Genomic DNA, 17,404 nt, shown 5'->3' on the forward strand with positions numbered 1-17,404 from the left:
AGCTAATCCTACGCGGGCCCATCCCTTGGCGATAAATCTTTCCGCCTCAGCGCTCATACGGTATTAGCTAACGTTTCCATCAGTTATTCCGTACCAAGGGGTAGGTTCCCACGTGTTACTCACCCGTCTGCCACTCCCTCCGAAGAGAGCGTTCGACTTGCATGTGTTAGGCCTGCCGCCAGCGTTCGTTCTGAGCCAGGATCAAACTCTCAGGTTTAATAAGAGAATATCCCAGCACGATCACGTCATCGACGAGGTCTCATCCCAGATCCAATCCCTTCCCGCTTCACAGCGGTCCAGAACCAGAACTTCTGAGTGAGCTCGGAAAACGTATCGCGCCGTCTTGTCTCTTAACCGGCCAGTCCCTCTCAGAACCAGCCGCGCAAAACCGCGCCGCCTACGTTTCCCTTCCTTCCATCCAAATTGTCAAAAAACTGAGGAACCAGTGTCCTCGGATACTGCTGGTCCGCAAACACATGCCCGGATGAAACACACCGGTCAAAACGCTCGCGATCCAAGGAGCATCTTTCGGGGCAACAACCAGTCGCCGTCGCCGGCAACCGCCGCCCCGTCTGTGAGGGGGCTTATAGGTCCTGGGCCGGCCGCCTGTCAACGCCGCCTTTCAAAAAAAATGGCGGGCCTGTTTCCGACCCGCCATAACCGCCTGATTTAACAGGCGTCTTTCGGATGTTCCACAGCCTGTGGACGGTCAGCCATCGACGAGGATGGTCTCCTCGATCTCGATTCCGAAGCCGCCGAGGCCGACATATTGGCGTTCGGAGCTCGCGATCAGCGAGATCGAGCGGACCTTGAGATCGCGAAGGATCTGCGCACCGGCCCCGATTTCGCGCCAGCGGTTCATTCGAGCGAGCGCGCTCGAGTGCTTCTCGCCATCCTTGCCAGGTTCGGCCACGACCTCCTCGACATCCTCCGCCTGGGGGGAGCGCAGGAAGATCAGCACGCCGCGACGGGTGTCGCGGAACTTGTCGACCGCGGCCTCAACCCATGTGCGCCCGGACTTCGGCCGCGCAAACAGGTCGCCGATCGGCTGCTCGCGATGGATGCGGCAGGGCACGCGCTCGCCCTCGGCCACATCGCCGAAGACGGCGACGACATGCTCCAGCGGCTCGAACGGCGTGCGATAGACCAGCACCCGCGCCGGCAGGCCGGCGACGGTCATGTCGCGCGCCGACACGCGGGAGACGAAGGTCTCGTTCCGCAGCCGATACGCGATCAGGTCCTCTATAGAGATGATCTTGAGCCCGTGCTCGCGGGCGAAGGGAACGAGTTCGGGCAGACGCTTCACCGTGCCGTCGTCGTTGACGATCTCCGACAGCACGGCGAGGGGCTCGAGGCCGGCGAGCCGCGCAAGATCGATGCCGGCTTCGGTATGGCCGGACCGCGCGAGGACGCCGCCGGGCTTGGCGATCAGCGGGAACATGTGCCCCGGCCGCAGGAAGTCGCTCGCCGTGCAGTTTTGGTTGGCGAGGGCGCGCGCGGTGTTGCAGCGCTCCTCGGCGGAAATGCCGGTCGTCATCCCGACCTTGTAGTCGACCGTGACGGTGAAGGCGGTCCGCATCGGATCGAGATTCTGAGCCACCATCGGCGCCAGGTTGAGCTCGCTGGCGCGCTGACCGGTCATCGGCACGCAGAGGATGCCGCTGGTGTGCCGGATCATGAACGCGATCTTCTCCGGCGTCGCCATCGACGCGGCCAGGATCAGGTCGCCTTCATTCTCCCGGTCGTCGTCGTCGACCACCACGATCGGCTCGCCGGCGGCGAAGGCCTTGATCGCGGCCTCGATCTTGTCGAGTTCCATGGATTGTGCACCGTCTCGAACGGGTGCCGCTCAGGGACCGGCCCCGGGGAAAGGCCCCGAGGCGGGACCGCGGGGCGGACTGCGGCCGGGCAATCGTGCCCGGCCGGGGAACATCCGGCCGGATATGGCGGCCGGAAAGGCTGTCGTCGGCAGCGGTTCAGAGCGCGAGCCGGTCGGAAACCATCTTGCGCAGGGACGCGAGGTCCTTGGCGAAGGTGCGGATGCCCTCGGCGAGCTTCTCGGTCGCCATAGCATCCTCGTTCATGCCCCAGCGGAACGTCTTCTCGTCGATGACGAGCCGCTCTGGTGCGGCGCCGACAGTCTCCGGGCTGAGCTGCCGCACCAGCGGCCCCTCGTCCTTGCCGAGCGCCTCGAGCAGAGCCGGAGAGATGGTCAGCCGGTCGCAACCGGCGAGAGCTTCGATCTCGCCGACATTGCGGAACGACGCCGCCATCACCACCGTCTTGACGTCGTGGGTCTTGAAGTAGGTGTAGATCTCGCGCACGGACTGGACGCCCGGATCGTCCTCGGCGGTATAGGTCTTGCCGGTGGACTTCGCGTACCAGTCGAGAATGCGCCCGACGAACGGCGAGATCAGGAACGCGCCGGCATCCGCGCAGGCGACAGCCTGATATTTCGAGAAGATCAGCGTCAGATTGCAGTCGATGCCTTCCTTCTGAAGGATCTCCGCAGCGCGGATGCCCTCCCAGGTCGAGGCGATCTTGATCAGGATGCGCTCGTGGCCGATCCCGCGCGCCTTGTAGGCGGCGATGACGGCTCGCGCCTTTTCCAGAGTCGCGGCGGTATCGAACGAAAGGTCGGCGTCGACCTCGGTCGAAACGCGGCCCGGCACCAGTTCGGTCAGCGCTGCGCCTACCGAAACGGCGAGCCGGTCGGCGACGGCCTTTGAGACCGCCTCCGGCGTACCCGCCTGCTTGCGGCCCCACGCCAGCGCCTCTTCGAACGTGTCGGCGAAGCGCGGCAGGCCCACGGCCTTCAGCACCAAAGTGGGATTGGTGGTGCAGTCCACCGGCTTCAGGTGGCTCACGGCATCGATGTCGCCGGTATCGGCGACGACGACGCTCATCTCACGCAGTTGATCGAGCTTCGACGGCATTTCGATCTCCCTTGTCTCTCGGTTGGGGCGCGGCGATCCGCCGGCGGCTCAGCGGCCGCCCGCGGCGAGGAACGCCCGGGCCTTTTCCGCGATCGCCTCGGTCGTCAGCCCGAAGTGCTTGTAGATTTCCGGCGCCGGGGCGGAGAGACCGAAAGTCGGCACGCCACAGACGTCGGCCTCGCGCGCCACATAGCGCGTCCAGCCGAACGGGGAGGCCGCCTCCACCGCCATGCGCGGCGCATCGCCGAGCACGGACCGGCGATAATCCTCGGTCTGTTCGTCGAAGCGCTCCCAGCACGGCATCGACACCACCGCGACCGAGATGCCCTCCGCCGCCAGCGCGTCGCGGACGGACACGGCGAGGCTGACCTCGGTTCCGGTCGCGAGCAGCGTGAGGTCGCGCTTCGCCGGCTCGCCGCCGACGACATAGGCGCCGCGGAACGGCATCACCGCGGTCTCCGGGTCGAGCCGGATCTGCGGCACACCCTGGCGCGAGCCGACGAACACGCTCGGACCAGGAAGCGCGATCGCATCGTACCAGCACTCCAGCGCCTCGACCGCATCGGCCGGACGATAGACCCGCAGGTTGGGGATCGCGCGCAGGCTGGCAAGATGCTCGACCGGCTGATGGGTCGGGCCGTCCTCACCGAGGCCGATGGAATCGTGCGTGCCGACGAACACGACCTTGGCACCCATCAGCGCGGCAAGACGGATGGCCGGACGGCAATAATCGAAGAAGACGAGGAAGGTGCCGCCATAGGGCAGGATGCCACCGTGGAGCGACATGCCGTTCATCGCCGCGGCCATGCCGAACTCGCGCACGCCGTAGCTGATGTGACGGCCGGTGAAGTCCTGCTTCGACATCGGCGGCGTGGACTTGGTCTTGGTCAGCACGCTGTGGACGAGGTCTGCGGAACCACCGACCATTTCCGGCACGTGGGCCGTCAGCACCTCGAGCGCGCGCTGGCTGGCGACGCGGGTGGAGATCGCCTGCGGCGCGGCGACGGCAGCGCGCTGGGCCGCCTCGACAGCCTCGGCCACGCCTTCCGGCAGCCGGCCCTCGATGCGGCGCGTGAACTCGGCCGCCTTGGCGGGTTCGGCCTCGGCGAGCGTCTTCTCCCAGGCGAGGCGGACCGCCTCGCCACGGGCGCCGGCCTTGCGCCACACCGCGTAGATCTCTTCCGGCACCTCGAAGGAGGGATGCGGCCAGCCGAGCGCGGCGCGGGTCTTCTCGATCTCGGCGGCGCCGAGGGGTGCGCCGTGGGCGCCCTCGCTGTCCTGCTTCGACGGGGAGCCGAACCCGATATGCGTGCGTGCGGAAATGAACACCGGCTTGTTGAGCGACTTCGCCAGCGTGAAGGCGGCGTCGATCTCTTCCGGGTTGTGCCCGTCGATCTCGAGCGTCGCCCAGCCGGACGCCTCGAAGCGGGCGCGCTGGTTGTCGGAGACCGCAAGCGAGGTGGAACCGTCGATGGTGATGTGGTTGTTATCGTGCACGACGATCAGCTTCGACAGGCCGAGATGGCCGGCGAACGAGATCGCCTCGTGGCTGACGCCCTCCATCAGGCAACCATCGCCGCAGAACACCCAAGTGTGGTGATCGACGAGATCCTCCCCGAACTCCGCCGCAAGCTTGCGCTCGGCGAGCGCCATGCCGACCGACGTCGCGAGACCCTGACCGAGCGGCCCGGTGGTCGTCTCGATGCCTTCCATGTGGCCGTATTCGGGATGGCCGGCCGTGCGGGCGCCGAGCTGGCGGAAACGCTTCAGCTCGTCGAGCGTCGCCTGGGCATAGCCCGTCAGGTGCAGCACGGCGTAAAGCAGCATGGAGCCATGGCCGTTCGAAAGCACGAAACGGTCGCGGTTCGGCCAATGCGGCGCCTTCGGATCGAAGTTCAGGTGCTTGGTGAACAGCACGGTGGCCAGGTCGGCCATGCCCATCGGCATTCCCGGGTGACCGGAATTGGCCTTCTCCACTGCATCGATCGCGAGGAAGCGGATCGCGTTCGCGAGATCGCGGTGCTCGACGGTTGTGGCTCCGGTGGAAGAATCGGGATTGGCCATGCCGGGAATTTCCTCATTCACGCCGCAGCCGCGCCGATACGCAGCGGCGGCCGGTCCGGTTTTCGCGCGCTCCTTGGCGAGCGCCTTGCCTGCGCGCTCCATGAGCGACGGACAGGGGCCGTTTGGCAAGAGAAAACATCTGTCCGCCAGCGTTTTGTGCATGGTTTCGATCCGGGCAAGACACCCCGTTTCCAGGCCGGTCCCGCTCCCGCCGCGGCGCTTCATTTCCCGGCGAAGGAATTGTAAAGCTGGCCGCGGGGCACGGACTTTAGAGACGGACCTGGGGGATTAACGCCATCATGACACGGAACGATTCCGGCGCCGCACCGGCCGGCGCGGGCACGACTTCACCTGGCGAGGGGGGACAGCAGAGGCGCACCATCGGCCTCGTCAGCCTGCTGATGACCGGCGTCGGAACCATCATCGGATCCGGCTGGCTGTTCGGTGCCGCACACGCGGCGGGCTATGCCGGGCCGGCGGCGATCTTCTCCTGGATCATCGGCGCCTTCATCATCGCGCTGACGGCCCTGACCCTGTGCGAGCTCGGCCCGATGATGCCCCGCACTGGCGGGATGGGCCGGTTCGCCAAGCTCTCGCACGGTTCCCTCGTCGGCTTCATCGGCGACTGGGCCGGGTTCGTGGGCTTCACCAGCACGGTGCCTTCAGAGGCCTCCGCCTCGGTGCAGTACATGAGCAACTGGGACTATCCCTGGGCGCATGAACTGTTCTCCTCGCAGACCCAGTCGCTCAGCCACACCGGCCTCCTGGTCGCGAGCCTGCTCTGCGTCGTCTATTTCATGCTGTGCTACTGGTCGATGCAGGTGTTCCTGCGGGCGGTGAAGGCGGTGACGATCTTCAAGATCTTCGTGCCGCTGTTCTCGGCCGGCACGCTGATCTATCTCGGCTTCAACGCCTCCAATTTCTCCGCGGTCGGAAACGGCAGCATCGCGCCATATGGCTGGTCCGGGGCGCTGACGGCGGTGACCGGCGCCGGCATCGTCTATGCCTTCAACGGCTTTCAGACGCCAATCAGCTTCGCGGGCGAGGCAAAGAACCCGAACCGCACCATTCCCATCGCGGTGCTGGGGTCGTTGGCGCTGTGCCTCGTGATCTACGTCGTGCTGCAGGTCGCGTTCATCGGCGCGCTGCCGCCGTCCCAGCTTGCAGCCGGCGGCGGCTGGAGCGGGCTCGATTTCCGCTCGCCCTTTGCCGATCTCGCCATCTCGCTGAACCTGTCGCTGCTGGCGATGCTGCTCTATCTCGATGCGTTCGTCTCCCCGTCCGGATCCGGCGTGATCTATCTCGCGTCCGCCTCGCGCATGCTGTGGGGCATGGAGCGCGACGGCCACATGCCGAAATCCATGGGGCGGCTGCACAAGCATACCCTTCTGCCGCGCCCGGCGATGTGGGCGGTGCTCGCCGCGTCGATCGCGTGTCTCTGGGTCTTTCCGAGCTGGGACGAACTCGCCGCGGTCATCTCGGTCGGCTACGTCATCGGGTACCTTTGCGCGCCGGTCGCGTTCATCTCGCTGCGACGGCTCGCCCCGAGTGCCGTACGGCCGGTCCGGCTGCCGTTCGCGGGCGTGCTCGCGCCCGTGACCTTCGTCGCGGTGTCGTTGCTGCTCTACTGGTCTTCGTGGCCCCTGACCGGAGAGGTCATCTTCATCATCGTCGCGGGGCTGGGCTTCTGGATCTATTACGAGGCCAAGACCGGTTTTCACGATATCGGCCGGCAGCTGAAAGCCGGCGCGTGGTTTCCCGCCTATCTCGTCACGATGGCGGCGATCTCCTATGTCGGAAGCCCGCGATTCGGCGGTCTCGGCCTTCTCTCCGAGATGGGCTCGTTCGTAGCCGTCACGGTCGTCTCACTCGGGTTCTACGTCTGGTCCTATCGGTCGGCTTGGCTCACGCCCGAGGCCGCTCAGTTGGATGCCGGCGCCGAACCAGGAACCGGCTGAAGGCCAGGCTCTTCCATAGCTTTTTCAAATCAATGGGTTATCCCTTCTATCAATTGCCGCTTTCGGGCCCGGCGGAGGCCTTCTCCGCCGGGTGAATCGCAATAGCGGTGACGATGTCGCCGCTGCAGCCAAGAAAGGGCGGGGACGGCCCCTGCCCTCCCCCGTCGCCAGGTCCGTAACCGACCGCCGGCCGGACCTTGTTGGCAAAGAAGCCGGCGTGCTAACGTCCCACTGTTCCGAGGGGCGCCCGCTTGGGCTGAGACGGCATTGGCCGAACCCTTCGAACCTGATCCGGGTCATGCCGGCGAAGGGACGGGAACCACGGCCTGAACGGTCGCCACGAGAGCCCCTCCAATCGTCATCGGCATCGTCGTCCCGGATCCGTCCGATCCGTTTCGAGGGATGCCCGCCCATGCTCACCCCTGCCCTGCCGCCCGATCTCCGATCGATAAGGCCATCGGCCTCGACGCCACAAAGCCGGGGGTCCCGGCGATGAGATGTCTCGTCGTCGGGGCCGGCGTCGCCGGGCTCACGACCGCGCTGTCGCTGGTCGAGCGCGGGGCGACCGTCGAGGTGGTCGACCGCGGCAGCCATCTCGGCGCGCGCTCGTGCTCCTGGTTCGCCGGCGGCATGCTCGCACCCTGGTGCGAGCGGGAAAGCGCCGACGAGGCCGTCCTTCGCCGTGGCCTTGCCGCTCTGGCATGGTGGCGGGAGCGCTTTCCGGAGACGGTGGCTGCGGGCACGCTCGTCGTCGCGCCTGCACGCGACGGCGCCGAACTGGAGCGCTTCTCACGGCGCACGTCGGGCTTCGACATGGTGGGGCCGGACGCCATCGCCACCCTCGAGCCGGCCCTCGCCGGCCGCTTTTCCCGCGGCCTCCATTTTCCGCACGAGGGTCATCTCGATCCACGTCGTGCCCTCGCCGCGCTCGCCCGCCGCCTCGCCGAGGCCGGCGTGCCGATCCGGTTCGACACGGACGTCACCGATTTCGCGATCGACGCCGACCGCATCTTCGACTGCCGTGGGTTCGCCGCGCGGGAGCAGCGCCCGCCTTTAACGCCCGCGTCGGCGCTGCGCGGCGTCAAGGGCGAGATGCTGCTCGTCCGCAGCACCGAGGTCCGTCTATCCCGGCCCGTCCGCCTGCTACACCCGCGGATGCCGCTTTATGTCGTGCCCCGGGCGGACGGCCTGTTCATGATCGGGGCCACCATGATCGAAAGCGAGGAGCGGGGCCGCATAACGGCGCGCTCGATGATGGAGCTTCTCGGCGGCGCCTTCGCGCTTCATCCCGCCTTCGGAGAGGCAGAGATCGTCGAAGTCGGAACGGACGTCCGACCCGCCTACCCCGACAATCTGCCCGCGGTCGATGTCGACGGGCGCACGATCCGGATCAATGGCCTTTACCGGCACGGCTTCCTGCTGTCGCCCTGGTGCGCCCGGCGCGCCGTGGCCGCAGCCTACGGCGAACCCTGGGAGGATCACGAATGAAGACGGTGTTCATCAACGGCGAGCCGGTCGAGATCGTCGCCGGCACCCTCGCCGATGCCCTCGCCGAACTCGATTACGGCGACCAGACGGTCGCGACCGCCCTGAACGGCCGCTTCGTGCCCGCGGCACAGCGCCCGGCTCGTCCGCTCGCGGATGGCGACAAGGTCGAAATCGTAACCCCGCGCCAGGGAGGATAAACCGATGTCACACCCGTTCACCGTCTACGGCGTTTCGTTGCCGTCCCGGCTGATGCTCGGCACGGCGCAATATCCCTCCCCGGCCGTCCTCGCAGAGTCCGTGCGCGCGGCGCAGGCTGGCATCGTGACGGTCTCGCTGCGGCGCGAAGCCGGCGGCGCGCGGGCGGGCGAGGCATTCTGGTCGCTGATCCGGGATCTCGGGGTGCGCGTTCTGCCGAACACGGCCGGCTGCCATTCCGCGCAGGAGGCGGTGACGACGGCTCAAATGGCCCGGGAACTGTTCGGCACGTCGTGGATCAAGTTGGAGGTGATCGGCGAAACAGACACCCTGCAGCCGGATCCGTTCGCGCTCGTCGAGGCGGCCCGCATCCTGGCGGCCGACGGATTCGAGATTTTCCCCTACACCACGGAGGATCTGGTCGTGGCCGAGAAGCTGGTCGAGGCCGGATGCCGCGTGCTGATGCCTTGGGGCTCGCCGATCGGCTCGGGTCGGGGCCTCGGCAATCCGTTCGGCCTGCGGGCGCTGCGCGCCCACTTCCCGGACATCCCGCTCGTCGTCGACGCGGGCATCGGCCTCCCGTCTCATGCGTGCTCAGCGATGGAACTCGGCTACGACGCCGTCCTCGTCAACACCGCCGTCGCGAAGTCCGGTGAACCCGTGACCATGGCGCGCGCGTTCGCACTCGCCGTCGAGGCCGGGCGCGCGGCCTATGAAGCCGATCCGATCGAGCCGCGCGACATGGCCGCGCCCTCGACGCCCCTGCTCGGCCGGCCGGTGCTCGCATGATGCCGCTCGATCCGTTCTATCCCGTCGTCGACAGCGCCGCCTGGATCGCGGGCCTCCTGCCCGCCGGAATCAAGCTGGTGCAGCTGCGCATCAAGGATGCCTCGGCGCCTGATCTGCGCGACGAGGTCCGGCGTGCCCGCGATCTCTGCCGGGCCGCCGGAGCCAGGCTCGTTCTCAACGATCATTGGCGTCTCGCGATCGATGAAGGCATCGACTTCATCCACCTTGGTCAGGAGGATCTCGACGGCGCGGATGTGCCGGCGCTACGCCGTGCCGGCATTGCCGTCGGCGTCAGCACGCACACCCATGACGAACTCGACCGAGCGCTTTCGGTCAACCCGGCCTATGTCGCGCTCGGGCCGATTTTCCCGACGCGGCTCAAGGCGATGCCATGGGTTCCCCAAGGCATCGACCGGATCGCGACGTGGCGGCGGGTGATCGGAGACCTGCCGCTCGTCGCCATCGGCGGCATCACCGTGGAGAGGGCAGGGGCGTGCCTCCAGGCGGGGGCGACGAGCGTCGCCGTCGTCACGGACATCGTTACGAGCCCGGATCCGGCAACGCGTTGTCAGGACTGGATTTCGCGGACCCGCCCTGCGGGCATATCTCGCCGTTGACCCGTCACCCGCCGCGCCGGTTGCCGGCCGGCAACTGGACCCGTCGGACCGGATCCTGCAACGAGGATGGGTCATGCTTCGGGGCATCCGAGCCGGCCCGTGACCCTCCGCATCAGCCCGGTTGCCGGCCGGCAACTCCCGAGCTGCGCGGCACCGGTGACGGAGGCCGCACCCGGAGTGCCAGAGGCAGAGACGCCTCTCATCCCGGCCTTGCAGCGCCTCGCGGCGCGGAAACGCCTTTTCCGCAAGTCATTGTTCCGGAAACAGGGCGGACCTCACTGCCAATATATCTGATGGTTTGATTGCGTCACACCGGCAGATGCGATTTCACCGTAAGAGGGCCAGCAGTGCAGTATCAGCGCACCCTGTCGGATCGACCGCGCGCGAGTTCAGGCGTCCTGGGATACTCACCCGAATAAAACGCATGAAGATGTCGATACGGTTACCGGGGGGCCCGATCGTGACACCCGGCTGATCTCCATACTGCCGCGTGGGGGTTGCCCGGCCCGGCGGGCGGCGCCGCGGATGAGATGCCCCGCATCGATGGCCGCCGAGCGGCGAACACCATCAATGTAGCGACGCGCATCTTGTGAAACCGAGGGTGACTCATGTATTGAGCACCCCGTTCACGGGGTGAACTGCGCCGATCAGCTGTTCTGCCTGCGGTGCATTGCTTCCGAATCGCCCCGCCAAGATCCGAATCGGTAAAGCCCCGAGTCGACTTCTTCCAGATGCGTCGAATCTTAGCGCGCGGCGGGATAACCACTCGCCCGATTCGGACGCGACCATCACCTTTGACGTTGTCCACTGGACTGCTGCTGGACCGTTAATCTTTCGTTAACTTCTTGGTCCTTGCACATCGCATCAGAATCGGGCGTATTAGACACGGCTTGAAGAGCGCCTTGCGCCCGAAAGCGTAGATACGATTGTGAACCGTCGAGAAGAAGCCCGTGGCCAGCGCGATGCGTACCGTCTCAGACCAGCCGACTGCGATCCATGCGTTGATCGGCGATCACGCGCGCGAGCTTTCGGCCAAGCTCCAGGCCCACCGGCTGCAACTGTTTCCGCCTTCCGCCCGCAAGACGCTGCGCAAGTTCACGTCGGGCGAAGCTGCGAAGCTGATCGGCGTCAACGACGGATATTTGCGCCATCTGTCGCTGGAAGGGAAGGGGCCTCAGCCTGAAGTCGGCCCCTCCGGACGGCGTTCCTATTCGATCGAAGATATCCACGCTCTGCGCGCCTATCTCGCCGAGGCCGGCAAGGCAGATCGCCGCTACCTGCCGCGGCGCGAGGCCGGCGAGCATCTCCAGGTCATCACCGTCGTCAATTTCAAGGGCGGCAGCGGAAAGACCACGACCGCGGCGCATCTCGCGCAATATCTCGCGCTGAACGGCTATCGCGTGCTGGCGGTCGATCTCGACCCCCAGGCGAGCCTTTCCGCGCTGCACGGCTATCAGCCGGAATTCGACATCGGCGAGAACGAGACGCTCTACGGCGCCATCCGCTATGACGGCGAGCGGCGCCCCCTCTCCGAAATCGTGCGGTCGACCTATTTCCCCGGTCTCGACCTCATCCCCGGCAACATTGAACTGATGGAGTTCGAGCACGAGACGCCGAAAGCGCTCGCGGATGGCTCGGATTCTCTGTTCTTCACGCGCATGGACGAGGCACTGGCGAGCGTCGCCGACAACTACGACGTTGTGGTCGTGGACTGCCCGCCGCAGCTCGGCTTTCTCACGCTTTCCGCCCTTTGCGCCGCCACGGCGGTGCTCGTGACCGTCCACCCGCAGATGCTCGACGTGATGTCGATGTGCCAGTTCCTCATCATGACATCCGACCTTCTCGGCGTCGTGGCGGAAGCGGGCGGAAACATGCGTTATGACTGGATGCGCTATCTGGTGACCCGATACGAACCCGGCGACGGGCCGCAGAACCAGATGGTGTCGTTCATGCGCTCGATGTTCGGCGATCATGTGCTGAACTATCCGATGCTGAAGAGCACCGCCATCGCCGATGCCGGCATCACGAAGCAGACGCTCTACGAGGTCAGCCGCGAGCAGTTCACGCGCTCGACCTACGACCGCGCGCTGGAGGCGATGAACAACGTCAACCGCGAGATCGAGGACCTGATCCGCAAGGCGTGGGGGAGGGCCTGATGGCGCGGAAGAACCTGCTTTCCGGCCTGACGAGCGCCGAGTTGCCGGCCGGCAACCCGTCTGTTTCGCCTGGCGCTGCACCGACGCCCGCCGCCGCGCCCACGCTGGGAAATCGCGGGGCTATCGGCGCCGTGACCCGCTCCATCGAGCATCTGAAGTCCCAGATCGGCGAGGCGAGGACCCTTCAGTCGCAGCTTGCTTCCGGACAGGCCGTGATCGAGCTCGATCCGGCGACGATCGAGAGTTCGTTCGTCGCCGACCGCCTGCCGGGCTCCGAGGCCGACCATGCGACGCTGATGGAATCGATCCGCACGCACGGCCAGCAGGTGCCGATCCTCGTGCGGCCGCACCCGGCCGAGGCCGGGCGGTATCAGGTCGCCTACGGGCATCGTCGTCTGCGGGCAATATCCGCACTCGGCCTGAAGGTGCGTGCGGTCGTCAAGGCGCTGAGCGATGCCGAGCTGGTCGTCGCCCAGGGTCAGGAGAACACCGCCCGCACGGATCTTTCGTTCATCGAACGGGCGCTGTTTGCGGCGCGCCTCGAGGAACGCGGGTTCGATCGCGAGACGATCATGGCCGCGCTCAGTGTCGACAAGACCGGCGCATCCCGGCTGATTTCGGCGGCGGTGAAGGTGCCGCGTTTCGTGATCGAGGCGATCGGCCCCGCCCCCAAGGCTGGCCGGGACCGCTGGCTGGAACTGGCGGAGAGGATCGAGGCTCGGCAGGGGATCGATCGGGCGAGATCGATCGTCGAAGCGGAGGACTTCGCCTCAATCCCGACGGACGAGCGCTTCCTCGCCGTGTTCGACGGGCTGGCCGCGGCGAAGTCGAAAGCAGGCCGAAAGCCCGGCGGAAAGGCATCGGTCTGGACGGCAGAGGATGGCCGCAAGGTCGCGCGCATCCAGCAGGACGCCAGGACCATGACGCTCATCCTGGACAAGAAGGCCGCGCCTGAATTCGCCGATTTCGTGCTGTCCCGGCTGGGCGATCTCTATGCCGCGTTCCGGGCCACCCGGGAGCCGCGGGAATGATGTCCGCGCTCCGCTTCACCCACTCGGACGCCGATGTCCTGCTGCGCTCCGGCGCGGCGGGCGTCCTGCGTCCGGCTGTCTCAACCCGCTGACCCAAGGAGGAGTGTAGGCAAGAAAAAAGGCCTCCGAAACGTTTCCGCCCCGGAAGCCTCTCTCTTAGTCTGGCAACTCTGAGAGAACCACTTCCTCGAATCGCTGTCAAGAATCAGCGCCGTTTCGGCGGACGTATTTCTATGCCTGTGCAAGGCAGGAAACATGGTCCAGTCAATTGTGTCGACGCCCTTCGGGCGGCGGTCGTTGACGTTTGCCTCGATCGCAGCCCAGCGGGCTGTCGCGGCGCGTCCGGCCAAGCCCCTGGTGCATAAGTGGAAACTCTATCGCGCAATCGCGGAGGCGAAGCCCGTTCTCGGGATATCGGACCGCGCGCTGTCGGTTCTGAGTGCGCTGTTGAGCTGCCATGCGGACATGGAGCTCGACGCGGACGCCGATCTCGTGGTGTTTCCCTCGAACCGCGAACTTTCGCTGCGTGCACACGGCATGGCGGCGGCGACTTTGCGTCGGCACCTCGCCGCGCTGGTCGCTGCAGGGCTCGTCATCCGCCGCGACAGTCCGAACGGCAAGCGCTACGCCCGCAAGGGTGAACATGGTGAGATCGAGGTCGCATACGGCTTCGATCTGAGGCCGCTGCTCGCCCGTGCCGATGAATTTGAACGGCTTGTGGAACGCCTCCGTGCCGAGCGCCGGCAGTGTGCCGCTTTGCGCGAGCGAATTTCACTGCACCGGCGCGACATCGCGAAGGCCCGCGACCTCGCCCGTGAGGAAGACCTCGTCGATTTTCCGCTGCTTCCAGGCGGCAAGGAAAGCGCTCTTGACCGTTCGCTTCGCGGGCTCGACCTCGCCACGCTTCGCGCTGTGGAGGCGGAACTCGACGAGATGCGGGCCAATATCCTCAAAGCGCTGCAATCGCACGAGAAATTGGAGAAATCGAGCGCCTGCGACAGCCAGAATGAGCGCCATATACAGACTCAAGATCCAGATTCCATCTTTGATGAAGCACGCGACGAGAAAGATGGATCGGCCGAAGGCGAGGCCGCGTCCTGCAGAACGCAGGCCAGCCGGCAGCAAGATAACGGCCCGAAGCGCGCAGCCGAACAGACGCCTATCCCGTTGAGTTCCCTCTCCCTGACACTTGCCGCCTGCCCGACGGTGCGCGACTACGCCCGTCACGGCATCGCATCCTGGAGCGATCTGATCGACACCGCAGACCGCGTGCGCGTCGCACTTTCGATCAGCCAGGACGCATGGACAGAGGCGCTCGCGGTGATGGGGCGAGAGCGGACGGCGGTGAGCATCGCCTTGCTGCTCGAGCAGGTCGACCGCATCCGGTCTCCGGGTGGCTATCTCCGTCGGCTTACCGAACAGGCACGCCGCGGCGGTTACCGGCCCGAGGCAAGCCTCATGGTGCTGCTGAAACGCCGGGAGAACCATCAGCCTCGAACTCCGGAGCGTCCTGCGGCAATGCCGGCCCCTCGGGCAGAGGAGCCCGGTCGAAAGCCGCCTTCGCCGCCTGCGTTCTCTCCACGATGGCCCGATAGACCGCCGACACGCGCCGGATATGATGGCTGTCGGGGTGGCTGATGATCCAGTAGGTCCTACGAAACCGGATCGTCGGCAGCACCGGCACGAGGCTGGAATGCCGGACGGCGATGTAGTCGTGAATGATACCCACGCCGTTGCCCGACAGAACCGCTTCGAGCTGGCCAGCGATGGAAGCGCAGGCAAACCGCTTGCCGGAGAACCGCTCGAGCGCCTCGTGATATTTGAGCGCGCTCGAATAGGACATCTCCTCGATGCCGGTGATGATCACACGTCCGGCCAGATCCTCGACGGACAGGATCGGGCCGAACCGGTCGAGATGGTCGGCGCTGGCATAGACGCTGAGGCCGTATTCCGTGAGTTTCCGGGCGATGAGGCGGCCATGGGTCGGACGGTCGAGACTGATGGCGATATCGGCCTCGCGCCGGGACAGCGAGAAGGTGCGGGGCAGGGGAACGAGTTCGATGGCGAGTTCCGGATGCCTGGAGGAAAGCGCCGGCAGTTCGGGTGCAAGGAAATAGTTGCCGAACCCGTCCGGTGCGCCAACGCGAACCGCACCCGCGAGTTCGTGGTCGGTTCCGACGAGATCGGACTGGGCGCGCAGGAGTTCGGCCTCCATGCGCTCGGCCGTAAGCTTCAGCCGCTCGCCCGCGGTGGTCAGCGTGCAGCCTGTGGAATGGCGTTCGATCAGCCGCGCCGCGAGCTTTTCCTCCAGCGCGGCGATGTGGCGGCTGACGGTGGCATGGTTCAGCCCGAGGCGCTGCGCCGCGCCGAGAATCTGGCCGGCTCGCGCCACGGCGAGGAACACACGCAGCTGATCCCAATCCACGGCTTCGTCCCGGATGTCAGGCGACTTGAATTTTCGCACAGCGGTTGAGCTATCTTGGCCGTTGATGTGTGAAAATAAAAGGGCTTTGGTGTCCCCGGCGCCTGTCCAGAGCCCCTCGCACTCCGTGCAGCCGGGTAGGGCAGGCTGTGGCATCTCGAAGGGCGGGCGTCCTTCGCCGACGGGGAAATCCCTGAACGGCTCCGGAAAGCGCCCGGAAGCGGCGGAGGAACGAGTATGGCTATGACGAACGAGATCGGTCACTTCATCGGCGGCAAGCGCGTGCAGGGCGGCAGCGGCCGCTTCGGCGACGTGTTCGAGCCGATGACGGGCGAGGTGAAGTCGAAGGTGGCACTTGCCAGCCGGGCGGAACTCGACGCCGCTGTGGCGGTCGCCGCGCTGGCACAACCGGCATGGGCGGCGCAGAACCCGCAGAAGCGCGCCCGCGTGCTGATGAAGTTCCTCGAACTCTGCAACGCCGAGTACGACAACATCGCCGAGCTGATCTCGCGCGAGCACGGCAAGACGCTTCCGGATTCCCGCGGCGATCTTCAGCGCGGCCTGGAGGTGGTGGAATTCGCCATCGGCATCCCGCACCTTCTCAAGGGCGAGTTCACCGAAGGCGCCGGCCCGGGCATCGACATGTATTCGATGCGTCAGCCTCTCGGAGTCGTCGCCGGCATCACCCCGTTCAACTTCCCGGCCATGATCCCACTCTGGAAGGCGGCGCCTGCGATCGCCTGCGGCAACGCCTTCATCCTGAAGCCGTCCGAGCGCGATCCCTCCACGCCGATGCGCCTTGCCGAACTCTTCATCGAGGCCGGCGGCCCGCCCGGCATCTTCAATGTGGTGAACGGCGACAAGGAAGTCGTGGACGCCATCCTCGACAACCCGGTGATCCAGGCGGTCGGCTTCGTCGGTTCGTCGGACATCGCGCAATATATCTACGGCCGCGCGGCGGCGACCGGAAAGCGCGCGCAGTGCTTCGGCGGCGCCAAGAACCATATGATCATCATGCCGGACGCCGACCTCGACCAAGCGGTGGACGCGCTGATGGGGGCGGGCTACGGCTCGGCTGGTGAGCGCTGCATGGCGATCTCGGTGGCCGTCCCGGTCGGGCATGACACGGCGGAGCGGCTTATGGCCCGCCTCACGCCCCGGGTCGAAGGCCTTAAGGTCGGTACGTCGCTCGATCCGGCCGCCGATTTCGGCCCGCTCGTCACCCGCGCGGCGGTGGATCGCGTCCGCGGCTATGTCGACCGCGGTGTGGCGGAGGGCGCGAAGCTCGTGGTGGACGGCCGCGACTTCAAGCTTCAGGGCTACGAGAACGGCTTCTATATCGGCGGCTGCCTGTTCGACAACGTCACCGAGGACATGAGCATCTACAAGGATGAGATCTTCGGCCCGGTGCTGTCGGTGGTGCGTGCGCCCGACTACGAGACCGCGCTGGCGCTGCCCTCGAAGCACGAATACGGTAACGGCGTCGCGATCTTCACCCGTGACGGTGACGCCGCGCGCGATTTCGCCTCGCGGGTTCATGTCGGCATGGTCGGCATCAACGTGCCGCTGCCGGTGCCGCTCGCCTACCACACCTTCGGCGGCTGGAAGCGTTCCGGCTTCGGCGACCTCAACCAGCACGGCCCGGATTCGATCCGCTTCTATACCCGCACCAAGACCGTGACCTCGCGGTGGCCGTCGGGCATCAAGAACGGCGCCGAATTCTCGATGCCGACGATGCGGTGACGAAC

General features: G+C 66.2%; 12 protein-coding genes, 1 rRNA gene, 1 pseudogene and 1 riboswitch. Of the genes and pseudogenes, 9 read left to right on the plus strand and 5 right to left on the minus strand.

Features of this window, described 5'->3' with window-relative positions:
- The 4 genes from BUF17_RS19450 to tkt all read right to left on the minus strand — a co-directional run.
- Window positions 1–217 (minus strand): 16S ribosomal RNA (locus BUF17_RS19450); the annotation flags it as partial.
- Window positions 218–709: 492 nt separating this feature from the next.
- The gene (gene ribB / locus BUF17_RS19455; protein ID WP_073631866.1) at window positions 710–1,819 is read right to left on the minus strand and encodes a 3,4-dihydroxy-2-butanone-4-phosphate synthase; all 1,110 of its coding nucleotides are present in this window, start codon (window positions 1,817–1,819) and stop codon (window positions 710–712) included.
- 157 nt (window positions 1,820–1,976) lie between these two features.
- Window positions 1,977–2,936, minus strand: coding sequence for a transaldolase (tal, locus tag BUF17_RS19460; protein WP_073631868.1), 960 nt, complete (start codon window positions 2,934–2,936; stop codon window positions 1,977–1,979).
- A 48-nt stretch (window positions 2,937–2,984) separates the two neighbouring features.
- Window positions 2,985–5,000 (minus strand): transketolase, encoded by a 2,016-nt coding sequence (gene tkt / locus BUF17_RS19465; RefSeq protein ID WP_073632000.1) that lies wholly within the window; start codon window positions 4,998–5,000, stop codon window positions 2,985–2,987.
- Window positions 5,001–5,299: 299 nt separating this feature from the next.
- Between tkt and BUF17_RS19470 the strand changes: the two genes are divergently transcribed.
- The 8 genes and pseudogenes from BUF17_RS19470 to repC form a co-directional block, all read left to right on the plus strand.
- Window positions 5,300–6,958, plus strand: coding sequence for an APC family permease (locus tag BUF17_RS19470; RefSeq protein WP_084564971.1), 1,659 nt, complete (start codon window positions 5,300–5,302; stop codon window positions 6,956–6,958).
- Between the two features lie 229 nt (window positions 6,959–7,187).
- A riboswitch (TPP riboswitch) is annotated at window positions 7,188–7,288 on the plus strand.
- Between the two features lie 162 nt (window positions 7,289–7,450).
- On the plus strand, window positions 7,451–8,446 hold the full coding sequence (thiO, locus tag BUF17_RS19475; RefSeq protein WP_073631869.1) for a glycine oxidase ThiO: 996 nt from the start codon (window positions 7,451–7,453) through the stop codon (window positions 8,444–8,446).
- Window positions 8,443–8,643 carry a sulfur carrier protein ThiS gene (thiS, locus tag BUF17_RS19480; RefSeq protein WP_073631871.1) on the plus strand — a complete coding sequence of 67 codons (201 nt, stop codon included), beginning with the start codon at window positions 8,443–8,445 and terminating at the stop codon, window positions 8,641–8,643. Before thiO ends, thiS begins: the two co-directional genes overlap by 4 nt.
- Window positions 8,644–8,647: 4 nt before the next feature.
- Window positions 8,648–9,430 carry a thiazole synthase gene (locus BUF17_RS19485; protein ID WP_073631873.1) on the plus strand — a complete coding sequence of 261 codons (783 nt, stop codon included), beginning with the start codon at window positions 8,648–8,650 and terminating at the stop codon, window positions 9,428–9,430.
- The gene (locus BUF17_RS19490) at window positions 9,427–10,047 is read left to right on the plus strand and encodes a thiamine phosphate synthase (protein WP_342186285.1); all 621 of its coding nucleotides are present in this window, start codon (window positions 9,427–9,429) and stop codon (window positions 10,045–10,047) included. Before BUF17_RS19485 ends, BUF17_RS19490 begins: the two co-directional genes overlap by 4 nt.
- Before the next feature lie 962 nt (window positions 10,048–11,009).
- A complete protein-coding gene (gene repA, locus BUF17_RS19495; protein ID WP_073632006.1) occupies window positions 11,010–12,203 on the plus strand; it encodes a plasmid partitioning protein RepA in 1,194 nt (397 codons plus the stop codon).
- Window positions 12,203–13,234: a plasmid partitioning protein RepB gene (gene repB, locus BUF17_RS19500; RefSeq protein ID WP_073631875.1), complete on the plus strand. Its 1,032-nt coding sequence runs from the start codon at window positions 12,203–12,205 to the stop codon at window positions 13,232–13,234. Before repA ends, repB begins: the two co-directional genes overlap by 1 nt.
- Window positions 13,235–13,489: 255 nt before the next feature.
- Window positions 13,490–14,665 (plus strand): annotated as a pseudogene (gene repC / locus BUF17_RS23345) (plasmid replication protein RepC); the annotation flags it as partial.
- Window positions 14,666–14,690: 25 nt separating this feature from the next.
- Here repC and BUF17_RS19510 read toward each other — a convergent pair.
- Entirely contained in the window at window positions 14,691–15,659 is a 969-nt protein-coding gene (locus BUF17_RS19510) for a LysR family transcriptional regulator (protein WP_073631878.1), read from the minus strand.
- Between the two features lie 240 nt (window positions 15,660–15,899).
- On the opposite strand from BUF17_RS19510, the gene BUF17_RS19515 reads away from it, so the two are divergent.
- Window positions 15,900–17,399, plus strand: a complete 1,500-nt coding sequence (locus BUF17_RS19515) for a CoA-acylating methylmalonate-semialdehyde dehydrogenase (RefSeq protein ID WP_073631879.1) — start codon at window positions 15,900–15,902, stop codon at window positions 17,397–17,399.
- The last annotated feature ends 5 nt before the right edge of the window (window positions 17,400–17,404 follow it).

The sequence above is a fragment of the Pseudoxanthobacter soli DSM 19599 genome, assembly GCF_900148505.1.
In the GTDB taxonomy this organism is placed as follows: Bacteria; Pseudomonadota; Alphaproteobacteria; order Rhizobiales; family Segnochrobactraceae; genus Pseudoxanthobacter; species Pseudoxanthobacter soli.